At 39.9% G+C, this 23,730-nt stretch carries 24 protein-coding genes and 1 riboswitch; of the genes, 14 read left to right on the top strand and 10 right to left on the bottom strand.

Annotated features, from left to right (window positions below):
* Positions 1-32 precede the first annotated feature (32 nt).
* Positions 33-134, bottom strand: a riboswitch (purine riboswitch).
* A gap of 150 nt (positions 135-284) precedes the next feature.
* The 9 genes from BK584_RS19935 (at position 285) to BK584_RS19895 (ending at position 8,839) form a co-directional block, all read left to right on the top strand.
* Positions 285-644, top strand: a complete 360-nt coding sequence (locus BK584_RS19935) for a hypothetical protein (protein ID WP_078394207.1) — start codon at positions 285-287, stop codon at positions 642-644.
* Between the two features lie 94 nt (positions 645-738).
* Positions 739-1,242, top strand: a complete 504-nt coding sequence (locus BK584_RS19930) for a phosphatidylglycerophosphatase A family protein (RefSeq protein ID WP_139365718.1) — start codon at positions 739-741, stop codon at positions 1,240-1,242.
* 518 nt (positions 1,243-1,760) lie between these two features.
* Positions 1,761-2,102, top strand: a complete 342-nt coding sequence (locus tag BK584_RS19925; RefSeq protein ID WP_180320519.1) for a DUF2294 domain-containing protein — start codon at positions 1,761-1,763, stop codon at positions 2,100-2,102.
* A 181-nt stretch (positions 2,103-2,283) separates the two neighbouring features.
* Positions 2,284-3,330, top strand: a complete 1,047-nt coding sequence (locus BK584_RS19920; protein WP_078394204.1) for an ABC transporter substrate-binding protein — start codon at positions 2,284-2,286, stop codon at positions 3,328-3,330.
* 12 nt (positions 3,331-3,342) lie between these two features.
* On the top strand, positions 3,343-4,269 hold the full coding sequence (locus BK584_RS19915; protein ID WP_078394203.1) for a nucleoside hydrolase: 927 nt from the start codon (positions 3,343-3,345) through the stop codon (positions 4,267-4,269).
* A 123-nt stretch (positions 4,270-4,392) separates the two neighbouring features.
* The gene (locus tag BK584_RS19910; protein ID WP_437182777.1) at positions 4,393-5,157 is read left to right on the top strand and encodes an ABC transporter permease; all 765 of its coding nucleotides are present in this window, start codon (positions 4,393-4,395) and stop codon (positions 5,155-5,157) included.
* Position 5,158: 1 nt separating this feature from the next.
* Positions 5,159-5,950 (top strand): ABC transporter permease, encoded by a 792-nt coding sequence (locus BK584_RS19905; RefSeq protein ID WP_078394201.1) that lies wholly within the window; start codon positions 5,159-5,161, stop codon positions 5,948-5,950.
* Positions 5,951-5,973: 23 nt separating this feature from the next.
* Positions 5,974-7,029, top strand: a complete 1,056-nt coding sequence (locus BK584_RS19900; protein ID WP_078394200.1) for an ABC transporter ATP-binding protein — start codon at positions 5,974-5,976, stop codon at positions 7,027-7,029.
* A gap of 94 nt (positions 7,030-7,123) precedes the next feature.
* Complete coding sequence (locus BK584_RS19895; protein WP_078394199.1) at positions 7,124-8,839, top strand: adenine deaminase C-terminal domain-containing protein; 1,716 nt, start codon at positions 7,124-7,126, stop codon at positions 8,837-8,839.
* A 54-nt stretch (positions 8,840-8,893) separates the two neighbouring features.
* On the opposite strand, the gene BK584_RS19890 is transcribed toward BK584_RS19895, so the two are convergent.
* Positions 8,894-10,522: a motility-associated ABC transporter substrate-binding family protein gene (locus tag BK584_RS19890; protein WP_078394198.1), complete on the bottom strand. Its 1,629-nt coding sequence runs from the start codon at positions 10,520-10,522 to the stop codon at positions 8,894-8,896.
* 204 nt (positions 10,523-10,726) lie between these two features.
* Here BK584_RS19890 and BK584_RS19885 point away from each other — a divergent pair, with 204 nt between their 5' ends.
* Complete coding sequence (locus BK584_RS19885) at positions 10,727-11,044, top strand: CotD family spore coat protein (protein ID WP_078394197.1); 318 nt, start codon at positions 10,727-10,729, stop codon at positions 11,042-11,044.
* 45 nt (positions 11,045-11,089) lie between these two features.
* Here the strand turns inward: BK584_RS19885 and BK584_RS19880 are convergent, their stop codons facing one another.
* The 4 genes from BK584_RS19880 to guaC form a co-directional block, all read right to left on the bottom strand.
* Entirely contained in the window at positions 11,090-12,058 is a 969-nt protein-coding gene (locus tag BK584_RS19880) for a M23 family metallopeptidase (RefSeq protein ID WP_245808917.1), read from the bottom strand.
* A 15-nt stretch (positions 12,059-12,073) separates the two neighbouring features.
* Positions 12,074-12,376: a hypothetical protein gene (locus BK584_RS19875; RefSeq protein WP_078394196.1), complete on the bottom strand. Its 303-nt coding sequence runs from the start codon at positions 12,374-12,376 to the stop codon at positions 12,074-12,076.
* Between the two features lie 2 nt (positions 12,377-12,378).
* Complete coding sequence (locus BK584_RS19870; protein ID WP_078394195.1) at positions 12,379-12,612, bottom strand: helix-turn-helix transcriptional regulator; 234 nt, start codon at positions 12,610-12,612, stop codon at positions 12,379-12,381.
* A 132-nt stretch (positions 12,613-12,744) separates the two neighbouring features.
* Positions 12,745-13,728, bottom strand: a complete 984-nt coding sequence (gene guaC / locus BK584_RS19865; protein ID WP_078394194.1) for a GMP reductase — start codon at positions 13,726-13,728, stop codon at positions 12,745-12,747.
* A gap of 311 nt (positions 13,729-14,039) precedes the next feature.
* Between guaC and BK584_RS19860 the strand changes: the two genes are divergently transcribed.
* Both BK584_RS19860 and BK584_RS19855 read left to right on the top strand, forming a co-directional pair.
* A complete protein-coding gene (locus BK584_RS19860; RefSeq protein ID WP_078394193.1) occupies positions 14,040-15,230 on the top strand; it encodes a galactokinase in 1,191 nt (396 codons plus the stop codon).
* Between the two features lie 4 nt (positions 15,231-15,234).
* On the top strand, positions 15,235-16,755 hold the full coding sequence (locus BK584_RS19855) for a UDP-glucose--hexose-1-phosphate uridylyltransferase (RefSeq protein WP_078394192.1): 1,521 nt from the start codon (positions 15,235-15,237) through the stop codon (positions 16,753-16,755).
* A 98-nt stretch (positions 16,756-16,853) separates the two neighbouring features.
* Here the strand turns inward: BK584_RS19855 and BK584_RS19850 are convergent, their stop codons facing one another.
* The 4 genes from BK584_RS19850 to BK584_RS19835 all read right to left on the bottom strand — a co-directional run bounded on the left by BK584_RS19850 (position 16,854) and on the right by BK584_RS19835 (position 21,205).
* Complete coding sequence (locus BK584_RS19850) at positions 16,854-17,831, bottom strand: DnaD domain protein (protein WP_078394191.1); 978 nt, start codon at positions 17,829-17,831, stop codon at positions 16,854-16,856.
* Positions 17,832-18,121: 290 nt separating this feature from the next.
* On the bottom strand, positions 18,122-18,463 hold the full coding sequence (locus tag BK584_RS19845; protein ID WP_078394190.1) for a hypothetical protein: 342 nt from the start codon (positions 18,461-18,463) through the stop codon (positions 18,122-18,124).
* 27 nt (positions 18,464-18,490) lie between these two features.
* Entirely contained in the window at positions 18,491-19,498 is a 1,008-nt protein-coding gene (locus BK584_RS19840) for a 3-oxoacyl-[acyl-carrier-protein] synthase III C-terminal domain-containing protein (protein WP_078394189.1), read from the bottom strand.
* Between the two features lie 195 nt (positions 19,499-19,693).
* The gene (locus tag BK584_RS19835; protein WP_078394188.1) at positions 19,694-21,205 is read right to left on the bottom strand and encodes an MDR family MFS transporter; all 1,512 of its coding nucleotides are present in this window, start codon (positions 21,203-21,205) and stop codon (positions 19,694-19,696) included.
* Positions 21,206-21,766: 561 nt separating this feature from the next.
* Between BK584_RS19835 and BK584_RS19830 the strand changes: the two genes are divergently transcribed.
* Both BK584_RS19830 and BK584_RS19825 read left to right on the top strand, forming a co-directional pair.
* Positions 21,767-22,312, top strand: coding sequence for a DUF1697 domain-containing protein (locus BK584_RS19830; protein WP_078394187.1), 546 nt, complete (start codon positions 21,767-21,769; stop codon positions 22,310-22,312).
* 152 nt (positions 22,313-22,464) lie between these two features.
* Positions 22,465-22,968 carry a DinB family protein gene (locus tag BK584_RS19825; RefSeq protein ID WP_078394186.1) on the top strand — a complete coding sequence of 168 codons (504 nt, stop codon included), beginning with the start codon at positions 22,465-22,467 and terminating at the stop codon, positions 22,966-22,968.
* A 469-nt stretch (positions 22,969-23,437) separates the two neighbouring features.
* Here the strand turns inward: BK584_RS19825 and BK584_RS19820 are convergent, their stop codons facing one another.
* A complete protein-coding gene (locus BK584_RS19820; protein WP_078394185.1) occupies positions 23,438-23,647 on the bottom strand; it encodes a hypothetical protein in 210 nt (69 codons plus the stop codon).
* Positions 23,648-23,730 lie beyond the last annotated feature (83 nt).

The raw sequence follows: 23,730 nt of genomic DNA, 5'->3' as shown, positions 1-23,730 counted from the left end.
ACCTAAAGCCGATATGAAATAGAACACAGCTACAAGCTCGTTCTTCATATCGTAGTCAAGCCTTTTACGGCGGCTCGGTAGAAACGTGCAGACCTTATTACTGCATGTATACGAAACTATAATATTAATTTCCCTGTTAGTTTAGCAACGGACTGGATCAATGTCAATATAAAATACGAACATTAAATACTCTAAAACTTTTAATATTCGTCATTTATCTTGGTTGTTTTTTCATTGAGTCGTTTTTAGTATACTCAAACGGAATACACTATGGAGGATTGATTATGTACGCATGCAAAGTCGTCTGTCATACCACTTTATATGTTGATTATGGTGATCGTGAACCTGACCTCGCCACAACACAAGAGATTTTCTCAAAACGCTTTCTTAAAACGATAACCCCAGTATTACGTGTAACACACTTACACAACTATAAACATTGGCAAAATAAGTACAATGAAATTGCTGCCTCTGCAATTGTCGAAGTTCTTGTCTCTTATGATCAGCATGTTCATTATTTAGCCGATTATGAATCACTTGCCTGCAGAACCGTACGGCGACTGTTGCCGACAGAAGGCGCAGCAGTTCAAGTTACCGCAAGCGAATGGCTTACTCCACCGCGACCTAAAGGCTTTTCATTATAAAAAGAAGTACTCATGTCCTAGTTAAATGTGTATATAATAAAGAAATCGGGTATCTTTAGACTATAGAACCCAGTTGATGAAGGAGTCGATTCTCATGATACATAAAATTACGATTGATTTAGCAATCGAGAATTTAGAAGACCGTGGCGTAACAATTGAAGACATTATGGATCTTGTTTATGATTTGCAAAAGCCCTACGTCCCAGATCTAAAAAAAGAAACATGCCGCCACCATGTTATGAAAGTTTTAGCTAAACGGGAAGTTCAAAATGCGTTGTTAACAGGAATTGAATTGGACCGACTTGCAGAAAAGAAACAGCTTAGCTCACCACTACAAGAAATAATCGCTTTCGATGAAGGGCTTTACGGTGTAGATGAAATCATTGCCTTATCCATAGTAAATGTATATGGTTCAATTGGTTTAACGAACTTTGGCTATATCGATAAATTAAAGCCTGGCATAATTGGGAAGTTAAATGAACACGAAGATATGGGGGACGCTTGCCATACGTTTTTAGATGATATCGTTGGTGCAATTGCTGCAGCTGCCTCTAGTCGCCTTGCTCATTCTGAAGAAGGTGTAGGCGTCAGGGATTAAGGAAATAACAATAAGAAAAGAAGCAAAAAGGTCGCCACTTAGATGTCGACCTTTCTTTTGTTGAATGCTGCATAATGATAGGACACTCGCAACTGCATCTCACTTCGTCATTGATGCGATTTATAAAATGCCTCTATTCAGCTTGCTTTTAACTCTACTTTGACTGCCATTTTTTAAAAATGGGATGCCGATTTCTTCCCAACCGGCTTACTCAACCAGATTATTGCTGTGGTTCTTTTTTACCTTTTATACGCAGTCTTATGGGTATTGTTTTACTCTTATTGGCGTATTCAAATTAGAATTTTGAATACAGCACTCCGCGCATCTACCCTTATTAAGTAAATGGCCTATTCAACCCTTCAACATGTCGATAATCGTTCGTTATTTCCCCGTAAAAACCACCTATTTATCAATTTCAAGAAAATTACATCCAACAAAATCCGAACATTATATTGCACAGGTCTAATAATTTATGTACAATAACGTTACAAAATCGATTTTCGTTTATGGGTGATGAGATGAAACTTGATACAAACGAAAACAAAAAATTGCTAGCTCAGCTTTATAATGATGTTTCCAGAGATTTATTTGGAGTTGGCACAACGTTGTTAAAAGTGACGGCGCTCGGAAATTTAGTTACCATTCAAGCAAAACATAAACGGGCTGCACGTTCAACTGCATTAGAAGGTGAAATACCTTCACTCAAATTAGAAGTAGATTTTCATCTTTCGCTATTGTACAAACGAAAGCTCACAGAACAACTCCATGCTCACTTCTCCGACCAGATCGAAGTCGTGTTGCGGGATTATGATGCGAAAACACAATGGGCTTTTACCAACATTCTCTTTTCACCAAAATGATCCAGTCGCTGAAATGGACGCATCGGACATGTTCTCATGCGGGATTTCGCCATATAAATCAAGGTTGCTTTTTTAAGTGTTTACACAAGGAAGATGCACCTGTAGATTGCGTACCCACGCTTCTACAAGTGTGTCTTCCTTTTTTCATTTGCTATACACAACATTTTAGGAGGATTTTCTAATGAAAAAACAGATTGCTCGCTTCATCGCGCTTCCAACTACCGCCTTTGCCCTTGCTGCTTGCGGACAGTCAGGTGACAATGGCAATGCACCAACAGAGCTTGTCATATCCACTTGGGGGTTTGCCGAGGATTTTTTCCAAGAAGAAATTTATGCTCCATTCGAAGAAGAGCATAACGTAAACATTGTTGTTGATATCGGCAATAACGCAGAACGATTAAACCGAATTCGCCAAGGTACAGCTACTATTGATGTTATTTACTTATCCGATTACTATGCTCAACAAGGAATTGAAGAAGGGCTATTTGCTGAATTAGATCGTAACAACATTCCAAACATTGACGAGCTTTATGATTTAGCTAAAGCTCCCCTGGGTGAAGCATACGGTCCTGCTTTTACAGTTGGCCAATTCGGTATAGCTTATAACCCTAATGAAGTCGATGCCCCCATTGCTAGCTGGGCCGACCTTTGGAATGAAACGCTTAACAACAACATAACGATTCCAAACATAACAGCCACAACGGGTCCGATGTTTCTAGACGCGGCTTCCACTGTTTCTGGTGAAGAAAGCTTTGATGAGGATGCTGCATTCGCACAGTTACAAGAGCTTAAAGGCAACATTGTGAAAGAATATGATCGTACGTCCGACTTTGTCAATATGTTCTCGCAAGGTGAAATTGCTGCTGGTCCATTCATGGAAATGTATTTAAATGACTTGCTAGCTGCTGTCCCTGAAACTGAATTTGTGACTCCTTCGGAAGGCGCCTATGCTGTATTAAACACAGTTAATGTTGTTGAAGGCAGTGAAAACCAGGAGCTAGCTGAAGCTTTCATTAACTGGCACCTCAGTCAAGAAGCGCAAGAAGCATCTGCGAAAGCAAAAATTGACTCCCCAGTAAACGCAACGGTTGAGCTTACAGAAGAAGAAGCAGAAGGCATTACGTACGGCGAACAAACGATTGAAAGCTTGCACTTGCTTAATATGGAATACGTAAATGCGGAATCTTCAAAATGGATTGACCGTTGGAATAGAGAAATTGCTAATTAAGGAGGATTCTTTATGCGAAAAAAACTATTGCTTGATGTTGATACTGGGATCGACGATGCACTTGGTATCATCCTCGCGGTTAAGAGTGAGGATGCTGATTTAATTGGAATTACGACAGTCAATGGCAATGTTTCTCTAGATCAAGCAACTACTAATACATTAAAGGTTTTAGCGTTACTCGGGGCACATTATCCTGTTGTCAAAGGTGCGAACACACCACTCATTCGTCCTTCCTTTTTTGAACATAGCGTACACGGAGAAGATGGGCTCGGCGGAGCTCTCACAACGCTCGAGCCAAATAGCGAACCCACTCTTGGGTTTGCACCTGATTACATGATTGAACAAGCGAAGCGTTATCCTGGGGAGCTTACGCTTGTCATGACGGGACCTTTAACCAACTTAGCTTTAGCGATTAAAAAGGCCCCCGAGCTTGTTCATCTTATTAAACAAGTTGTTTATATGGGTGGAGCAGCGTTTACACACGGAAACGTGACTCCTGTGGCGGAATACAATATGTACGTTGACCCTGAAGCAGCCCGCGTCGTTTTACATGCTGGATTCTCATCCATTACGCAAATTGGGCTTGATGTGACACGTGATGCGTTATTAACAAGAGCAGACATTGCTTCTTTGCCAGAATCGACAATTAAGCATTTTATTGCCGACTGCACCAAGCATTATATGGAGCGATATGAGCTACGCAATGGCGTTGCAGCTTGCGCACTTCATGATCCGCTTGCTGTGGCGTATGCATTAAATCCAGATCTCACAGAAACAGCCGCTTATTTTATGGAAGTAGAAACAAACAGCCGTTTTTGCGATGGACAAACGATTTGCGATCGTCAAAATCGGCTAGAGCAGGCACCAAACGCCTATATTGCTTTAAACTTAAACGCTAATGCCTTTTTGTGTTATTTCTTAACAACCATTCAACACTAATTCTTTTTGCAAATGACATCAAACGAAGGCTGATGTAAAGCATTCGTTTGATTGACTAATGAGGTGGCTTCTTTGAAACGTTCTATTTTGCTTATTCCTGGTTTGTTATTTTTAGCAATCTTTATGCTTATCCCACTGGTTTTAACGATCAGTTCAACCTTCATAGATGATGGCAATTTTTCGCTTAGAGGCTATCTGGACTTTTTAACGGATGCCTATTTCTTAGATATTCTTTGGACAACCCTTTATGTCGCACTACTGACAACGTTTTTCTGTATTATCTTTGCTTTTCCTGTGGCTTACTATATGTCCAAATTAAAAGGCAGCAAAAAAGCACTTCTTTTAATGCTCACGATTTTCCCTTTATTGGTAAGCCCGGTCGTTCGCTCATTTAGTTGGATGATTATTCTAGGTCGCAATGGTCTTTTAAATGATTTTCTCCTTTCCATTGGATTCATTAATGAGCCATTAACCATTCTATATACCCCTGCTGCAGTTGCAATCGGGTTGGTGCACTTATTCTTGCCACTCATGATCGTGACACTTGTAGGCGTAATGGAAAACATTGATACTGATTTGCTGAGTGCAGCTGAAAGCCTCGGTGCTTCTAAAGCAAAAGCTTTTTTGAAAGTCATGTTCCCGCTATGTATGCCTGGCCTTGTAATAGGTAGCACACTCGTGTTTGTTGGCAGTTTTACTGCATATACAACACCAGCCCTTCTTGGCGGACAACAGCGGGTCATTTCCACCTTTCTCTATCAGAATGCCATTACGCTTAATGATTGGAATGCCGCGGCAATGGTTGCAACAATTATGATCGTCATTACGTTTGTAGTAACTGGTTTGTTCCAAAAAATCGCAACGATCTTAAATCCAAGGGGGTCTTAACATGAATCAATCAAAACATATTAGCCTTGGGATCGTGACGTTTTTTATTTTTTTATTTTTACTTGGCCCGCTCTTTATTATTTTCGCCGCTTCTTTTGAGCCGACAACGGTTCTTCAATTTCCACCAAGCGGTTTTTCGCTTGAATGGTATCAAAACATTTTCGCCATCTCTGCTTTTATGGAAACATTTAAACTATCGATGTTCATTAGCTTGCTTGGAAATTTATGCGCGCTTTTACTTGGTATACCTGCCGCATATGCATTAAGTCGCTTTGACTTTCCTGGCAAAAGTTTCTTCAATGCTTTTTTCGTTTCGCCAATTCTCATTCCCGGTACGGTTCTTGGCTTTACGTTTCTCCGTTATTTGATCGTCAGCTACCAGTTGCCACTTGAAGCGGCGCTTTTTATTGGGCATACGATCCTGATGTTACCTTTTATTATTCGCGTCATCGCTTCAAGTATGGCGACCTTTGATTTTTCAATTGAAGAAGCAGCGATCAGCCTTGGTTCAAGCAGGATTGGCGCATTTTTCACCGTCATCCTCCCTAATATTAAATCAGGCATTATTGCGTCAGTGCTCATCGCTTTCCTTGAGTCTTTTAATAACGTCGATATCTCAGTGTTTTTAACTGGTCCCGGACTGAGCACATTGCCCATTCAAATGCTAACGTACGTGGAGCATTACTTTGATCCGACTGTTGCTGCAATCTCTGTTTTATTAATGGTGTTCACTGCGCTCTTCATGTTCCTAATCGAACGACTTGTTGGCTTGTCCCACTTTACCAAACGCTAAAGAGAAAGAATGGAGGCTTTAACATGGCTTTATTAACCCTCAACCAAATAACCGTTGCCTATCAAAAACAGGATATTTTAAAAGATTTCCACTTAGAAATTGACAAAGGGAAACTAATTTCATTACTTGGCCCTAGCGGTTGCGGAAAAACAACAACGCTCCGTTTAATTGCCGGCTTCCTTGAATCAAAAGCTGGAAGCTTTACCTTTAATGATCAAGATTACACGCGTGTTCCAGTTTCAAAACGCAATTTCGGATTTGTTTTCCAAAACTATGCGTTGTTCCCTCACTTATCTGTGTATGACAACATCGCTTTCGGCCTAAAACTTCGCAAACAATCAAAACAAGAGATGCGAAAACGAATTAAAGATGTGCTGGAAGTGGTGAACTTAATTGGTTTTGAAGATCGTTTTCCAAAAGAACTATCAGGTGGTCAACGCCAACGTGTCGCGATCGCCCGAGCACTCGTCATCGAACCAGATTTACTTTTATTCGATGAACCACTGAGCAATTTGGATGCCAATCTTCGAGAAAGCATGCGTGTAGAAATTCGCAGAATTCAACAAGAACTTGGCATTACCACTGTCTATGTATCTCATGATCAAGAAGAATGTTTCTCAATTTCCGACCAGGTAGCCATTATGAATAATGGTGTAATCGAACAACTCCATACGCCAGCCCATATTTATCGTTACCCTAAAACACAGTTCGTTGCCGAATTTATTGGATTTAAAAATTTCCTCACTTTTAATAAACGGTCAGAAACTGACGCATCTTGGCAATTTACGGCTGGTGATGAACGCTTTTTAGTTGCAAAACATGAAGATTCTAGCCTCGGTATGACCGGCGCCATTCGGCCTGATGATCTTTGCCTACTTCAAGGAACAGCAAAAGCTGCGGAAGACAACCATGTTGCGGGTTCGATCAAAGTGTGCACATTCCTTGGGCGCAGTTATCAATGCGTTGTGGAAACAGCAATTGGCGTGTTTACAGTTAACGCAGACATCGCTGCACCTCTTGAACCAGCGACACCTGTCACGCTTTATTTTCCAGATAAAAAAATTGTTGTAGTGCAATAGAGTGAAACTTCATTCAGTGTGGGTGCCCTTCCCCTGCTGAATGTTAGTCTTACAACAAACTTAAATAGAACCGGAGATTAATAGGAGGCAAACCATGCATGTTGAAACATTAATAACAAATGCCCGCGTCTATAATACGTATACCAATCGTTTTCGAGAAGCGGTTATTGCGATTGATAAAGGACTTTTTGTAGCAATTGGCTCCAAAGAAGAACTCGCCTCAATTCGCTCAAATGCGGTCATTGATGCAAAAGGCAAACAGTTGATTCCAGGTCTAATCGATATCCACCTTCATATTGAAAGTTCGATGGTCACTCCAGAAACATTTTCATATGCCTTATTACAAAATGGTGTGACAACCATTGTGCCCGAACCACATGAAATGGCGAATGTGTTTGGGGTTGAAGGCGTTAAAGCCATGATCCGTGCAAGCGAGTTTTGCACCGTTGATATGAAATATGCGATTCCAAGTTCTGTTCCTGCTACCTCAATGGAAACAACGGGCGGAGAGATTGGTATAAACGAGATTGATGAATTGATGAAAACAGAAGAGATTCAGTGTCTTGGTGAAATTATGAACTACGTTGATGTCATTAAAAAGCCAGATTCTAAAACAAACCAAGTCCTCAATCACTTCCGAAGTACGTATCCGAATGTACCAATTGAAGGACATGTACCTAAACTGACTGGGCTAGACCTGGATCAAATTCTATATTCTGGGATCGGTTCCGACCATACGCATCAGACAGTTGAAGGATTACACGCACGAATTGAAGCAGGCATGTTTGTTGAGATTCAAGAAAAGTCGATGACACCGGAAGTGCTTCGTTATTTAATCGAGAACGATGTCCGTGAACATTTTTGTTTTATAACGGATGATGTGATGACCGATTCACTTTTCCAACACGGACACTTGAATGTGCTTGCAACGATTGCGTTAGATGCGGGCATGCCATTTGAAGATGTCATTTATGCGTGCACAGCGACACCAGCCAAACGAATGAAAATGGATGATCGTGGTGCAATTGCCGTAGGCAAGATTGCTGATTTCACCATAATCGAAACCGATAATACCTTTACATTCTCTTCTGTATACAAAAATGGCGTCCTCGTGTACGACAAAAAAAATGTGATTGCCCAAAAAGTGAGTCCCAACCAATTTCCATCCCATTTTTATTCGAGCATTAAGCTCCCCCGTTTAACAAAAGAAGATTTTAAAATCCAAACAGATCGAGCGAATGGCATGCACATTTGCCGCGTGATGAATGTTGCGGACGGATCAACTTTCACAAAGGAAAGCACCAAAGAACTACCTGTTAACAACGGAGAACTACACTGGGAACGATCTGGTTGCCGCTTAATCGCCACATTTGAACGTCATGGACAGTCTGGTGGACGTGCGCATGGTCTAATAGCTGGTGATGTGCTTCAACGAGGTGCTATTGCAACAACCTATTCCCATGACAATCATAATTTACTTGTCGTCGGAGCTAATTCTACTGATATGGTCCATGCAGCAAATAAAGTAATTGAAGCCCAAGGTGGGTATTGTGTTGTTGAAGATGGCGAAGTGAAGGCACTTCTCAAGCTCCCAGTCGGTGGGATTCTGTCAGAAGCTCCTTTAGAAGAAGTAGGACTTGAAGTCAAACAACTTGTTGCAGCAATGAGACAGTTAGGCTACAAACACTACAATCCAATCATGTCGATGTCGACTCTCTCTCTTCCAGTTAGCCCTGCTCTAAAAATCACAGATTTTGGGTTAATTGACGTAAATAAAGGTGAAGTCGTTGATTTATTTATTGATTTGTAAATCTGTCCTATATAAAGAAGAGTGTTTGCCTGATTAGACAAACACCCTTCTTTTTTAATTACCAGTAACCGCATATTCAGGGATATCTCTTTTAAATTGGAGTTCTCTTTGAATTTTAGGTAACGTCACGATTTCTTCTAGACTCGGACTTAACTGTACCGATTTTGTTAAGACATTATTCCGATCATTTCGCAAGCGAATGTTAGCGGTGTCTGCATTTACATTTGGATTTAGCCGCATTGTTACTGTTTTTTCAGCCGCACCACTATCATCAGCAATAATGGCTCCAACATTCTGGTAACCGTATGAATTCGGCCAATTTCCGTTAGCTAATTGGATTTGAGAGATCGCCTGTCCCCCTGTTAAATAGACTTGCATATCAAGGTTATTTAACGTTTGATTTTTTGCTAGATTAGAAAGCTTAATCGTCACTTCAAACGGCTCGCCTCCTAATGGCAGTGATGCAGGCGTTTCTACTGTATATTCAACTTCTTTAGGTACTTCTGTTCCACTTCCAAAAGAACCTGGAGCAAATGTCGAGCGATCATACCAGCGATAATTCCCTTGAGGTTCACGCCATGGTTCTTGTTGGGGTTCAGTCGTTTGTGCAGGTTGTTCCATTTCAAGCAAAGGTGATACCTCATCTAATGTAATCCCTTCAGCAGTAAAATCAACGTATGACTCTTGTTCCGCAAGCCAGTTAACTACTTGTACTAAGAAAGGACCATTGTCTTGATCGATAAAACCATCATAGGTGCGCTTAACACCACCGTGCTCTTCGTTCCGATACTTTGGCGTCGCATCTTCTACTGGTGAAGAATCTCCAATAAACGCAGCTTTACCTAAGCCCTTCTTCCCAATCGCAGCATAAGGTCCTTCTGCCACTCCACCTCCATGATATACACCTTGGTCAACTGCATTGCCCCATTTATTCTCTTCAGCTGTTAACCCATCAGGGAGAAAAGCAATTCCCTTGGCGATGTCTGGATTCATAATCGCAAGGGTTGAACCTGCATGAATCGATAGTTGATCAATGTTTTCTGTAATACCAAATGATTCGTCAGGACTAACAATGCTATTTGCTACGGTGTTGTCAATGGAATTATAACGAAAACGTACGCCAAATTCTTCTGCAAGCCAGTCTGAACTGACGACACCTTCCAACGCTTCTATTTCCTCATCACTCATTCCTTTCGTGATGTCCTCATAAGCACCTCGACGCCAACCATTCATGATTTCGTTTGAATCAAACCGGTTAAAATTACGGTCTGCATTGTAATGATCTGCGATAAAGAAGACGCCACCACCTTCTTCAGCAAATGATGCAATGGCTTCTTGTTCTATTTGCTTAAATGGAATTTGCGCTTCTGGAATGACAAACACATCATATCCATCCAAAGCCTCGTCCGACAAAGGTTCTGTCCCCCTGAATTCATGGATAAGATACCCCTCGTCAGCAAGAGCCTCAGCAAAATCTGAGAACGCACCATCAATCACCCAATCGGATTGCCCAGCTGTCTGTCCATGGCTATTATCAAATAAGACCATTTTCTCATTTGGGTTCTCGGGTGTAAGAATTGGTGGAGGATCATTTACACTTTCAGCATAAGCCGGTATTCCAATAACAATCGTTGCTGCAAGCACTGTTACAAAGATTGTCCCTTGTTTATGCATAGGGTTCATAGTGACATAGCGCCTCCTTTTTACTTTAAGTATAGCAAGAATGTTATTTAAATCGTATTGGGAAAATCAGCGTTAGTGAGAAACGTCTATCCACGTTTACGCCAATTTACATGAATTCAGGCAGATGCCTAGTCCGCTAACTTTCCTCAGTCCATACGTTATTGTATAAGAGTTTTAAAAATATAACTATGGAGGTTTGAAATTATGGGTTGCAATAAATGTGGACGGGAAAAAGAAGAATCTCACCACGAAACACGACCAACACGTTTCAAAGAGTGTAAACCAGTCATTCATCCAACCCGTCATCGCGTTGTCGAACAAACAGAAGTAATCATCATCCCAGAAGTGCATCCAACTCATACAACATTTGTGAACAACCGTGTTCTTCGCCATGTTCACCATTATCCAGAATCAGACTCTGTTGAAGAAAACACAATTAATGAAAATGTGGTTGAAAACGATCAATTCGAAAATAGAAATGGCTCTGGCAGACGCCGTCGTGGCGGTTGGAGCTGGATATAAGACCAAAAGCAACGGTTGCATTTTGCCAAACCGTTGCTTTTCTTATTAAAGTTGTGACTGAATAACGTCCCCCCGTGTTGGACGAACATCATTTATGAATTGGATATTTATTGACTTGCTGTTAAAAAAGTCCGGAGAATCATTTACTTGAAAATGAATATGAGGTTCACTCGAATTACCAGAGTTTCCATTTAAGCCAACGGTATCCCCTTGATCCACTTTATCCCCTACTGTTACCTTAACTGAATCATGCTTCAAATGAGCGATTAAACTATACTCCTCGTTGCCATGATCAATGATAACATAGTTACCAAACGGCTCATTTTCATTCATTTCTCCAACTGGTTCATTGTCTTCAATTTTATTTTCTATCTCAACAACCGTTCCACTTGCTGGTGCCACAACCTCTTTACCGAAAGAATAATAACTTTCATTTTTAGTTGGATCACCTGAATAGGATTGATTGTTTTCCCTTATCAGAAAATCATATGCGTACCGCTGTTCTTCAACAACATAATGATAATTCTCTAATTCGTTCATACCACCCCACCAGGTATACCACTCTTCTTTAATTGGTAAAATAAATTCGGTTTTCGTCATTTGTTTATCCGTCTCTGGAAAGGTTTCCAGCATTGGAATATGAAAATAATGGATCATATCTTTTTCATCAAATGCAGCTGAAATCCCCCTTGTTTCCGTTTCATCTATCCAAGTATAATAATCCATTCCCTCAATAGGAATCTGCGATTTAAGTGTATACGAATCTACACCATCATTAAAAGAAACAATCACCTCTTCAAATTCTTCTATCGAAATGATTTCTTGAAAGCTTGCACTTGTTTGTTTATAAATAGCCTCACTCTTCTCCTGCAACACAGCTTCTGCAAGATCTTCTGGTTGGAAGTAATCTTCTTCCTGCTGCTCATCTCTTCCGCTTGTTTGTTTATCAGATGTACCACAAGCAGAAATCAATAAAAACCCACCTAAAATACCTATTAAAATGTTCTTATTCACGGCTCATACACCCTCTTAGTATTTTTTTCTCAATACAAGTATGAATAACGCATGCAAGATGTACATTCCCGTTAGTAAAAACCAGATGGCCATTTTATATTGCTCATAAGAAACAGAAGACACATAATCGCTATACAATTCGATGAAAAGCCAACCTAAAGGTAAGAGTGGAAACGCAATTCCATATGAAGTATTTAAAATCTGCTTCCCACGTTCATCTTTTCCTTCTTCTCCCCATTGAAATTTTAAACTTATAAATAAGGCACCAAAGAACACAACCACATAAAGCAATCTAAGTACTGCTAAAAATAAATCCAACGTTACTCCCCCTCCTCCTTGATTTCATACTGAAATACTTCATGAATGTCGACTTCAAATAGAAGAGCCAGCTCAAATGCTAGTTTTAGCGATGGATTATATCTATTTTTTTCCAAAGATACAATCGTTTGTCGGCTTACACCTAATTTTGCTGCAACTTCTTTTTGTGACATCCCTTTTTCTGCTCTTAATACATGAATGCGATTCATTAAATGTCCCTGTTCATTAAGTGGCATGTTGACATCCACCTCCTTACACGAGTAAGTGTAAAATATTTTCGACTATAAGTAAATTATTTTTTACATAAAGTCATAAATAATTTACTTATATCCAAATAAAAAAGAGCAGCTCGATGCTGCTCCTCATCTTTAATACACTTTATCGCCATTAAAGATTGAATTTTTCACAATTACATAATCAACATTTCTAATTGCGTCTAGTTTTGCCCCTCCAGAGTATGAGATTGATGATTGTAAGTCTTGCTCCATCTCTTGAAGTGTATCGGCAAGCGCACCTTTGTGTTCAACAAACATCTTCTTACCTTCGACGTTTTTCTTCTCGCCTTTTTGAAACTCTGATGCGGATCCAAAGTATTCTTTTACAAGCTTTCCATCTTTTTCAGTGGTTTCTCCAGGTGATTCTTCATGACCTGCAAACAGAGAACCGATCATCACCATTGATGCTCCAAAGCGAACAGATTTTGCAATATCGCCATGCGTACGGATCCCACCATCAGCAATGATCGGCTTACTTGCTGCCTTTGCACACCATCTTAACGCCGCTAATTGCCAACCACCTGTGCCAAAGCCTGTTTTAATTTTGGTGATGCACACTTTTCCCGGCCCAATGCCAACCTTTGTTGCGTCTGCGCCAGCATTCTCAAGCTCACGTACAGCTTCTGGTGTACCAACATTGCCTGCAATCACAAAGCTTGATGGCAACTTCCGTTTAATATGCTGGATCATTTCAATGACAGCGTTGGAATGACCGTGAGCGATATCAATTGTAATGTATTCTGGAATTAGCTCTTCTTCAGCTAATTCATTAATAAAGTCATATTCTTCATTTTTTACACCCACGCTAATGGAGGCATATAGACCTCTCTCTTGCATGTCTTTAATAAATGCACGTCGTTTTTCCGGTTGAAAGCGATGCATAACATAGAAATAGTTGTTCTCTGCTAAGTAAAGGGCAATCTTCTCGTCAATAATCGTCTGCATGTTAGCAGGAACGACTGGTAATTTAAAGGAACGGCCACCAAGCATAACGCTTGTGTCACATTCTGAACGACTACCTACCACGCATTTCGCAGGAATTAATTGAATATCTTCATAATCAAATGCATTTTCCACTAGACACACCCCTAAAAACGAATAATAATTTAAATGAAAGGACGTATCGTTCGTCCATGTCGTAATATACAGGATAATTTGATCAATGTCAAAGCTTTCTTTTATTTTAGTTGTAACCGTCTTCTTCTTCTATTTAAAGCTATTTACGTTTCTCCCATCTAATTACGAGAGTAATCCAACATACGAACGATCATTCAATTATGTTACGATAAAAAGAAAGTACACGAGCAATATCGTTGTTATTTTTAGCAAGATTCTCTCTGTTTTTTTATTTTTATGGCGTTACTATTAGCATAAGGAGAGTGAATTGAATGATCCATGAACAAGAACAGCAGCAACTTATTGACAATTTTTCTATGACATATGGTCAAGACCCAGACCATCTCTTTTTCGCACCCGGACGTGTGAATTTAATTGGAGAACACACGGATTATAATGGCGGTTTTGTTTTTCCCGCTGCACTAACTATGGGGACCTATTTGGCCGTTAAACAAACGAACGATCAAACGCTCCACCTTGTAAGCGCTAACTTTAATCAGCAAATCACTTGTTCAATTAATGACTTATCTTATAGAAAAGATGACGATTGGGGCAATTACCCGAAAGGAGTACTCGACTTTTTTTACAAACAGGGACTTGAGTTTACTGGGCTTAAACTGTATTTTTACGGAAACCTCCCCCATGGCGCTGGGCTTTCTTCTTCAGCATCCATTGAAATGGTTACAGCTTTTATGGCAACGTCGCTAACAGGAGCTAATTATTCGAAACCAGAACTTGCCAGAGCGTGTCAACAAGTTGAAAACCATTATATAGGAGTTAATAGTGGCTTAATGGATCAGTTTGCGATTGGGATGGGTAAACAAGATCATGCGTTATTTTTAAACACTCACTCACTCGCCTACGAACATGTCCCTTTGCATCTAGGAAACTACAGTCTTGTTATTACGAATTCGAATAAACGCCGTGGTTTAGCAGATTCCAAATACAACGAGCGCCGTTCTGAATGTGAACAAGGATTGTCTGATTTGCAAGCCTCCGGACTTGAATTAACAACATTGAGTGACTTATCCCTTGAAGCACTTAGTGTAAACAAAGATCTCTTTCGCTCAGAAACGATCGCAAATCGAGTCGCTCATGTTGTACGTGAAAACGATCGGGTAAAGCGGGCTGTTCTTTTATTAAAAGAAGGAGATCTAGAAGGATTTGGTCAGTTAATGGCAGATTCTCATCGCTCTCTTGCAATAGATTACGAAGTAACAGGCGCTGAACTTGACGCATTATTTGACATTCAAATTGGTGCGCCTGGTTGCATTGGTACCCGCATGACTGGAGCAGGGTTTGGGGGGTGTACAATTAGCCTCGTTGATCAAAAATCAATTGACGCATTTACTTCCTATGTCGTTCCTATATATATGAAACAAACTGGACTAGAACCAGATTTTTATGTAAGCACAGCAGGTACCGGCGTTTCTGAATTATCGCTGAACACCGAAAGGAAGTGAGCGCTTGTCCATCTATGAGAACATCGAACATTTACTTGCTTACGGTATGAATCATGAATTATTAACATTTGAAGATGTAGACTACGCTCGCAACCAACTCCTTGATTGTCTTGGTCTTGATGAGCCAAGGATGAATAATCAATTGGTCAAACAAACACCTCTCTCTGATATTTTAACGTCCATGCTGGACTGGGCAGCAGAGAATGGATTGCTACAAGCGAATACAATTACTTATAGAGACTTGTTTGACACAAAGCTTATGGCGACATTACTACCAAGGCCAAGCACCGTCATTCAGTCTTTTTATCAGACCCTTCAAACATATGGTCCAGAGGAAGCGACAGCTACTTTTTATCGTTTTAATCAACATGCGAACTATATTCGTTCCAATCGAATTGCTTTAAATGAGAGTTGGTCTTCTTCCAGTACTTATGGGGAATTAGAGATAACCATTAACTTATCTAAACCAGAAATTGATCCTACTGCAATTGCCGCAGCGAAACATGAAGTCTCTTCAACCTATCCAAATGGTTTACTTGCAAAAGAAAATGTTGGATACGTCGGACGTGCAGGTCACCCCGCCAGACAAAACTTGCGTATTATTCCAGTTACACTGGGCGGCCAACATTGGTATTTACAATTTTCACCCTATGTTTATTATCACGAACACGCGATTGTTTTTTCCGGAAAACAAGTGCCGATGAAAATATCTGCTAAAACCTTTTCTCGCTTATTTGATTTTGTTAGCCAGTTCCCTCATTACTTTATTGGCTCCAATGCTGATTTGCCAATCGTTGGAGGCTCAATCTTGAAGCACGATCATTACCAAGGGGGAACACATACGTTTCCAATGGCTAAAGCACCGCTAAGATTTTCTTTTACATTGAAAGAAACCTCTTCTGTTAAGGCTGGTGTTGTTCATTGGCCTATGAGTGTAATTCGTTTGCAAGGGGCCAATCGAAACGATATTGAAAAAGTGGCAGCAACCATTTTAACCCAATGGCAGTCGTATAGTGATGCTAGTGCCGGCATCTTTGCTGCAACAAATGGGGAACAACATAATACGATTACTCCTGTAGCAAGGAGAAGCGGCGATGATTATGTGCTTGATCTTGTGTTGCGTAACAACCGCACGACAGCTGAACATCCTCTTGGCTTGTTCCACCCCCACGCTGAAGTGCACTCAATTAAAAAAGAAAACATCGGGTTAATTGAAGTGATGGGGCTTGCAATCCTTCCAGGTCGTTTAAAAGGAGAATTAGAAGAGATTGCTGCAATTTTAATAGATGATAACGCAGCTTCACGCTTGCAGGCATCTGAAACAATAGCTAAACATGCTGATTGGGCACTTGCATTAAAGCAAATAAAAGGGAATACACTGACCAAAGAAAACGTAAGTGAGATACTAAAAGAACATGTCGGTAAAATCTTTAATACCGTTTTAGAGCACGCAGGTGTATTTAAAGATACACAAGAAGGCAATGATCAATTTAAACAGTTTATTCTTCAATTAACGGGCAATTAAGTCATTGCTCCTTTTTTTGATAATCATTTGTAGAGCGCGCTCGATGCGCTCTTCTTTTTGATTCACACCTCTTGAGTTCATTCTCTTCCCTTTTAGGCTTAAAATGTTTTATCAGGATATTCTTTTACCAATTTGGCGTATGCTTGTTTTTGTTTTATCTGTTTTTCAATTTCCCCATTTCCACTGTTTTGTTTCTGTTTCATTTCGGACCACACTTGACGTTCAATGACCGTATCTTCAACTGTTTGAAAGCCTTTCTCCTTCCAGGCATTTAATGTCGCCCTTACATAACTCCATTTTGGTACACCAGCGTCACTTGCTAGATCAATTGCTTGTTCAATCATTTCGATCCCTTCCTGAAACGTATCGTTCTCTATCCAAGACACAGCTTCGTCTAAAATTCGTTTATTGACCACAGGAAAGCCAGCTTGTCGAAAATACGTTCTCATACGCGCGTTTATTGCTGCAGCAGTAATCTTTTTCTTTTTCAAGCTTTTAAGGTCTTTAAAGACTTCAGTGCTTTTAAAATCTTTAAACCAAACCCTTTTCTCCCCCGCGTACGCGAGGCAGTCGTCTCCCTCATCAAAATATTCACTGTCCATAGCAAGAGAGTCCATTGATTGTCCACTCTCTTTCACATGACTTTTGTCCACAGGATAATGCATCTCCTCAGCATATGGTACGATAACGTTTTCCTCGTGATCTTCTTTTAGCTCACCCACACTGATTGCCTCAGCAGATTCCTCACCATTTGCAGCTACTAATCCATCATCAGATTCCTTCTGCCTATCAACATAAGGGAATGTATAAATGACCATAGGATTGCCTGGAATTGTCTGCACACATAAGAAACCATTGTCCACAAGCAATTTTCTTGCACGGAACATTGTGTCTCTCGTTAAACCAGTCTTTGCCTCTACTTGGCGATTTGACCATTTAAAAGATAAGCTGTTTTGAAGACAAGCCTGGAAAAAGAGTGCTTCAAATAACGTTACCGCGCTTGGTGTAAACAGATTTTGTTGTTTACCAAAACCAAATTGTATATACTGATCGACTAACAAGACTTTACTCGACATACATTCATCCCTCTTTTCTTTATTTTTCTAAATAAACTGTTATTTTTAAAAAGACTATATAACACACTTTGTTATTACACAAGAACAAATCACCTTCTAATTAAAAAGTATACACCTTCTATTTCATGAGGCCTTACTCCCCCAATGAGTACAACCCGAAAAAATTTTTAAACTAGAGAAGTTCACTTCATTCCTTCTAATTCGTTCATATAAAGACATTTAACTTCTATTCTATAAAAAAACGAATGACAGTGGTAAGTACCACTCCATTCGTTTTTTTATCTATATAATCAAGGTATTTCTGTCGGCTCTATAATACGAACATTGTTCATTAACACGTCTATACGGCGCATCTGTGATCGAGCCGTTGGAGATTCCACTTGAACAAATAAAATCTCTTTATACTGATCATCTACGTAAGACTGTATAAGTGCTTTTAAACCATCAAGCATACCTTGTTTTGACGCTTTCATCTCACGTCCATCAAGCAAAAGCGTGTATGAAGGACAGTGGATTGATTCCGAATGTTTCTTGTAATCAATCATATAAGCTGCAGCCTCATCTTCGGTTATAAAACCACTCACTACAATGCTAAAGACTTTCTTCATTTCATCGATTTTCATGCTATACATAAATCCATTCCCCTATTCTATTTCATTTTAAAGTTGATAAAGCAAAGCGGAAAGTGTGAAGCCGGCTCCAAAAGAGAACCATACAACTTTCTTTCCAGCTGTAAATTTTCCTGAATTAAGCCCTTCCTCAAAAGCAAAGGCAGGCGAGGCATTTCCAGCGTATCCATATTCTCGACTTACAAAGAGCCACTTTTCTGGCGACGATCCCATTAATTCGCATGTTTTATGCACAAGACCTTCATGAAATTGGGAACAAATAAAATAATCCACATCAACTTCAGTTAAACCGTTGCGCTCTAATAATCCGGGTAAAACTTCCATATACTTCTCTGGAATCCACCCTGAAGGGCCTACATCCCAGCGAAGCGTGCGTTGTTTCAAGTCTGTTTCCTCTTTAAATACTCTCGAGTAACCAGCTGCAGGAAAACTCATTAATTCCCAACCGTCTGTACCAATCAACGTATCAGAATCAATGACACCTTTTCCGTCTTCCTCAATTCGTTCCATTAGGACGGCACTAGAACCATCTGTTAAAAAACCATAAGTCACAGGATCATCTGGATTTGAAACATGAGTTGAATTAAACGCACTTACAAGTACACAGCGCTTTAAATCTTTTCGCGATTTCATATAAGCGCTTACCATATCAAATGCTGATAATAATCCTGTGCAGTTCTGATTTAAATCCATTACAAACTTAACGCTGCCATCATTGCCGCCGCCAAGTGCATGAACAACTGCAACTGCATTAGACGGTACTGTATATTCCGGTGAATCCGAAACAAAGAATAAGCCATCGACTCGGCTCAAGTCCCACGATGCTTTTTCAAATAAATTACGGCATGCAGCAGTCGCCATCGTCACTGTATTTTCATGTCGGTAATCTTCAATATACGGATGATTTTCTCGCCCACCCACATCAAATAATGAATCTACACTTGCGCCCACAGCCGCAAAATGCGTTCTCATTTCTGCCCTAGTCTTCACTACTTTTGGCAAATATTTAGCAATCTCTTTAATTACTACACTACTCAAGCGTGGGTCTCCTCTCTCTAACAAGCATGAATAAACGCTCCTACAGTTTTTTTATCGGCGAATCTTGTCGAAGGTTAAGCGGATTATAAAAAACAAGTAGGTCCTTTCCACTTAAAATTGCAAAGAACGACATTTCCCCCTTTTAAAATAAAAAACCCACAACCTTTGATAAGGCTGTGGGTTCAATTCATTTCACTATTCAGATGACCCTTTCATTTCTAAATCTTTACTTGTTTGGACACGTTCATTTCCCATAAAAAAGGTAGCGATTAAAGCAAGTACGATTGGAATAATCGCAAGCGTAAATACAAAAGTAATGGAATCAGACATTGCTTCTGTAATTGTCGCAAGAACGTCTGGCGGAATTTGCGCCCGCCCTTCTGGGGTAAATAGTTCCTGTGGATCCATCTCGCCTGCTGGTATCTGTGCACCTGCAAAAGCATCACTCATTCGATTGGTAAATGATAACGTTTGGACTGTCCCAAACACGGCGAGTCCCACAGTCATACCAAATGAGCGTAAGAACGAGTTGGTTGAATTTGCAGACCCTCTGTATCGTTGGGGTAAATCGTTGATCGATGCCGCGGGTAATAAAGAAAACGAGAACCCTACACCCACTCCGGCAAGAAACATATAGATTCCTAATGAAATACGTGAAATTTCAGGACTCATTGTTGAAAGCAAAATCATTCCTGTTAGAAAACAAACCGCAGAGAAAATCATCATTGTACGAAACTTAATTCTCGTCTGAAGTAGTCCTCCAGCCATACTCCCAACCACAGAGCCAAGCATCATTGGCATTAAGGTCGTACCTGCGCTTGATGCAGAACCACCAAATACTGCTTGAACAAAAATCGGAATAAAGACAGCAAGAATAACAAATGTCCCGCCATAAATGAAAGCAATGATCTGAGAAGTCGCAAATAAACGCTTCTTAAACATCCAAAATGAAATGATTGGTTCCTCCGCCTTGCGTTCCGCGAAAACAAACACAATAAATGAGATAAAGGCTATACCAAACAACGTCAACAACTCTGGAGAGCTCCAATTATAAGCGCCCCCACCAAGCTCTAATGCAAACATTAAACTGACAACTGCAAGCACTAATGTTCCGGCGCCAAGCCAATCAATCTTTTGTTTTCGTGTTTCGAGTGTTTCCTTATAGTAGCGTGAGATAAAGAAGAGAGACAATGCTCCAATTGGCATATTGATATAAAAAATCCAATGCCAGCTCAATGTTTCTGTAATAAATGCGCCCATAAGTGGACCAAACACACTCGAAAGGCCAAATACGGCTCCTATTAACCCCGTCATTTTCCCTCTTTTTTCAGGAGGAAAAATATCAAAGATAATCGTAAATGCAATTGGCATTAGAGCCCCACCGCCAATACCTTGGATGACGCGAAATGCAATTAATTGATTCATTGAATCCGCCAAGCCGCACAGCATGGAGCCGAGTAAGAAAACGACCAATCCAAATAAGAAAAAACGCTTCCGACCATACATGTCAGATAATTTACCATAAATCGGCATACCAGCCATCATTGCCACCATGTAAGCTGCTGTTACCCACACAAACTGTTCATAGTTTCCTAGATCTCCAACAATCGTACCCATTGCCGTTGCCACAATTGTGTTATCAATTGCTGCCATAAAAATCCCAAGTAATAATCCAGCTGTAACAAATGAAGTTGAACTTGATTTCATTATATGTATTCTCCTTATGCTTGTAACTTTACAAACAAGCAAACCTTCTATCAGTGTACGACAAATGCAGGCGTTTTCCTACATGAAATTTAGTCGACTTCATCAAACTCCCTTTATCAGTTTGTGTCCTAACAAGACAAGTGTTAGTTTTTAAACACCCTAATCCTGATGCCAGCTAGTATTCAAGTCCCTAAAGGAATTGTTAAGTAAAATGTAAACACATTTAGTGCAGTTATTAGAGAAATTAAAGAAAAAACTGGATTGACCAAGTTTAGTTTTAATAAACTATTGCAGAAGATCACTGGAAAAATGATGATGGGGTCACGCTTATTTGTTAGACTATGTTTTTACCAGGGGTTATTATTAAATAGAGTGGCGCGATCCTGTTATAACAAAGATTGCGCTTATCTACGTGAAGGCCGGATTGTGGATTAACTCATCTTTAATAACAATAGATACATATGGTAATATTTATATAAGAGATACGAAGAAATGTCCGTTTCATATATAGGGTATCGAGTTGATAAGATCTATAAATAAAAAGTCGAAATGGGGATGGTTATGGTTTATATCGCTCTTCTCCGGGGGATTAATGTCGGCGGAAAAAATAAAATTAACATGAAATTTCTTAAACAAACTTTTGAAAAAGTCGAAATGAATGATGTGGTGACTTACATCAATACAGGCAATATAATTTTTTCAAACAAAGGCCTATCAAAAACTGAACTATCACGTATTTTGGAAGATGCGATATGTTATGATTTCGGGTTACAAATTAAAGTAGTCGTTCGTAGCATCGATGAGGTCAAACGAATCATTAACACCATTCCTGACACTTGGAAAAATGACAAAGACATGAAAAGTGATGTTATGTTTTTATGGGATGAAATTGATGATGAGTCCATACTTGAGAATTTGGTCATAAAACCAAATATTGACACTGTGAAATATGTCCCAGGAGCAATTCTATGGTCCGTTGACAAGAAAAATGTAACCAAAAGTGGATTGTCAAGGATCGTTGGATCAAAGTTATACAAACAAGTTACGGTAAGAAATGTCAACACCACGCGAAAAATATATGACCTCATGCAAAATCGAACCAGTTAGTTAGCTAGATGATCATTGAAAATTGATTTTTATTGTTTTGTGTAATGTGACTGGTTCATTCCGAGCAATAAAAATCTGAATTTTAAATAAAGATTTAACGTAAGATAAAAGCTTATCTTAGTAAGTAATATGCATGGGAGGAGAGAAAACTTATGGTCAAACAACTGATCGTTGGTGATGCAATGCATGAACTGGATAATACGCGTCGCATCCTAGAACGCTTGCCTGAGGAACATATGACATGGAAGCCACACGAGAAATCAATGACGCTTGGAGGTTTAGCTACGCACCTAATCAACCTGTTGAACTGGCAAGTCGCTATTTTTCAGTACCCTGAGTTCGATCTTTCGACGGTATCTTTGAGGAGGGACCCTTTGGAAAAACGCGCTGACATTTTGGGGGAGTACGACGCGAATGTGGGAAAGTTAGAAAAACTGCTCTCCAAATGTGACGAGAAAACGCTCGGTGAGGAATGGACGCTGCGCCACGGTGATCATATCATCCTCCGCGAGCCACGAGCGATCGCACTCCGCAGCTTTGGACTAAGCCACATGGTTCATCACCGGGCACAGCTAGGGGTTTATTTGCGTCTTCTCGATATTCCCTTGCCAAGTATCTATGGCCCCTCAGCCGACGAAGGAAGCCTAATGAATTAAGTTTCTCGATCCGAAATACAGCCAGAAGTCTTCTCGGAAAAAGATTAACGAGAATAGAACATAGATTTGCTTTTCTTTTTTAATAGCAAATTATACAAAAAACACTGTCTCAATACAACAAGTTTCCTTGTGCAACGAGACAGTGTTTTAAGTGGTGTTAATTTGAATCAAACAAAAAAAGATGTATTAAAAGTACGATCCATTAGTGGTGTGGGCATAATTTTAATACTAAGTATCAAACGGGTACTACAGCAAATAAATTCACATCTGTGATAAAGTTCTCTAGTGTTTAATTGATATATTGATATAAGGTACGAAATCTTCTGCTCCACCTTTTGACATTTGATTCTCGTATAAAGACGATCGCTTAGTTGTGATAGTGTCCATTCTCTATAGGGTTCTAAAATAAATTCTGCAATCGTGTTCATTCTCGTTTCATCTTCATTGGAAAAAGAATCTTCTTCATGGTTTATCGTGTCGTGAAGTTTTCTTCGCTGTTCGACAGTTTGCGCGCTATTTCTACTCCTCTGCTTCGTTTGCGAAGAATTACCCCTAATTGATTCTCTACTAAAAATTTGTCCAGTGCCCCCCACTCATTTCGAGCAGTTTTCTCTGAACAGCCAATATGATTAGCAATTGCATCAATAGAAACAGGTTGCTCCTGTTCCATCAAATACAACAGTATGTCTTTTGCCTATCGGTCATTAAGACGTTACACCCTTTCATTTATTTTCTTCCCGTCCTATTTGGTTACACACTTAT

The organism is Shouchella patagoniensis (assembly GCF_002019705.1).
GTDB classification, from domain to species: domain Bacteria; phylum Bacillota; class Bacilli; order Bacillales; family Bacillaceae_D; genus Shouchella; species Shouchella patagoniensis.
Note: the sequence above shows the minus strand (reverse complement) of the source record. Positions and strands in the feature narration are given on the sequence as shown.

Bases quoted from the DNA above. Each gene is read 5' to 3' on its own strand.
- BK584_RS19935 (WP_078394207.1), top strand. From the start codon at position 285: ATGTACGCATGCAAAGTCGTCTGTCATACCACTTTATATGTTGATTAT.
- BK584_RS19930 (WP_139365718.1), top strand. From the start codon at position 739: ATGATACATAAAATTACGATTGATTTAGCAATCGAGAATTTAGAAGAC.
- BK584_RS19925 (WP_180320519.1), top strand. From the start codon at position 1,761: ATGAAACTTGATACAAACGAAAACAAAAAATTGCTAGCTCAGCTTTAT.
- BK584_RS19920 (WP_078394204.1), top strand. From the start codon at position 2,284: ATGAAAAAACAGATTGCTCGCTTCATCGCGCTTCCAACTACCGCCTTT.
- BK584_RS19915 (WP_078394203.1), top strand. From the start codon at position 3,343: ATGCGAAAAAAACTATTGCTTGATGTTGATACTGGGATCGACGATGCA.
- BK584_RS19910 (WP_437182777.1), top strand. From the start codon at position 4,393: ATGCTTATCCCACTGGTTTTAACGATCAGTTCAACCTTCATAGATGAT.
- BK584_RS19905 (WP_078394201.1), top strand. From the start codon at position 5,159: ATGAATCAATCAAAACATATTAGCCTTGGGATCGTGACGTTTTTTATT.
- BK584_RS19900 (WP_078394200.1), top strand. From the start codon at position 5,974: ATGGCTTTATTAACCCTCAACCAAATAACCGTTGCCTATCAAAAACAG.
- BK584_RS19895 (WP_078394199.1), top strand. From the start codon at position 7,124: ATGCATGTTGAAACATTAATAACAAATGCCCGCGTCTATAATACGTAT.
- BK584_RS19890 (WP_078394198.1), bottom strand. From the start codon at position 10,522: ATGAACCCTATGCATAAACAAGGGACAATCTTTGTAACAGTGCTTGCA.
- BK584_RS19885 (WP_078394197.1), top strand. From the start codon at position 10,727: ATGGGTTGCAATAAATGTGGACGGGAAAAAGAAGAATCTCACCACGAA.
- BK584_RS19870 (WP_078394195.1), bottom strand. From the start codon at position 12,612: ATGCCACTTAATGAACAGGGACATTTAATGAATCGCATTCATGTATTA.
- BK584_RS19860 (WP_078394193.1), top strand. From the start codon at position 14,040: ATGATCCATGAACAAGAACAGCAGCAACTTATTGACAATTTTTCTATG.
- BK584_RS19850 (WP_078394191.1), bottom strand. From the start codon at position 17,831: ATGTCGAGTAAAGTCTTGTTAGTCGATCAGTATATACAATTTGGTTTT.
- BK584_RS19845 (WP_078394190.1), bottom strand. From the start codon at position 18,463: ATGTATAGCATGAAAATCGATGAAATGAAGAAAGTCTTTAGCATTGTA.
- BK584_RS19835 (WP_078394188.1), bottom strand. From the start codon at position 21,205: ATGAAATCAAGTTCAACTTCATTTGTTACAGCTGGATTATTACTTGGG.
- BK584_RS19830 (WP_078394187.1), top strand. From the start codon at position 21,767: ATGGTTTATATCGCTCTTCTCCGGGGGATTAATGTCGGCGGAAAAAAT.
- BK584_RS19825 (WP_078394186.1), top strand. From the start codon at position 22,465: ATGGTCAAACAACTGATCGTTGGTGATGCAATGCATGAACTGGATAAT.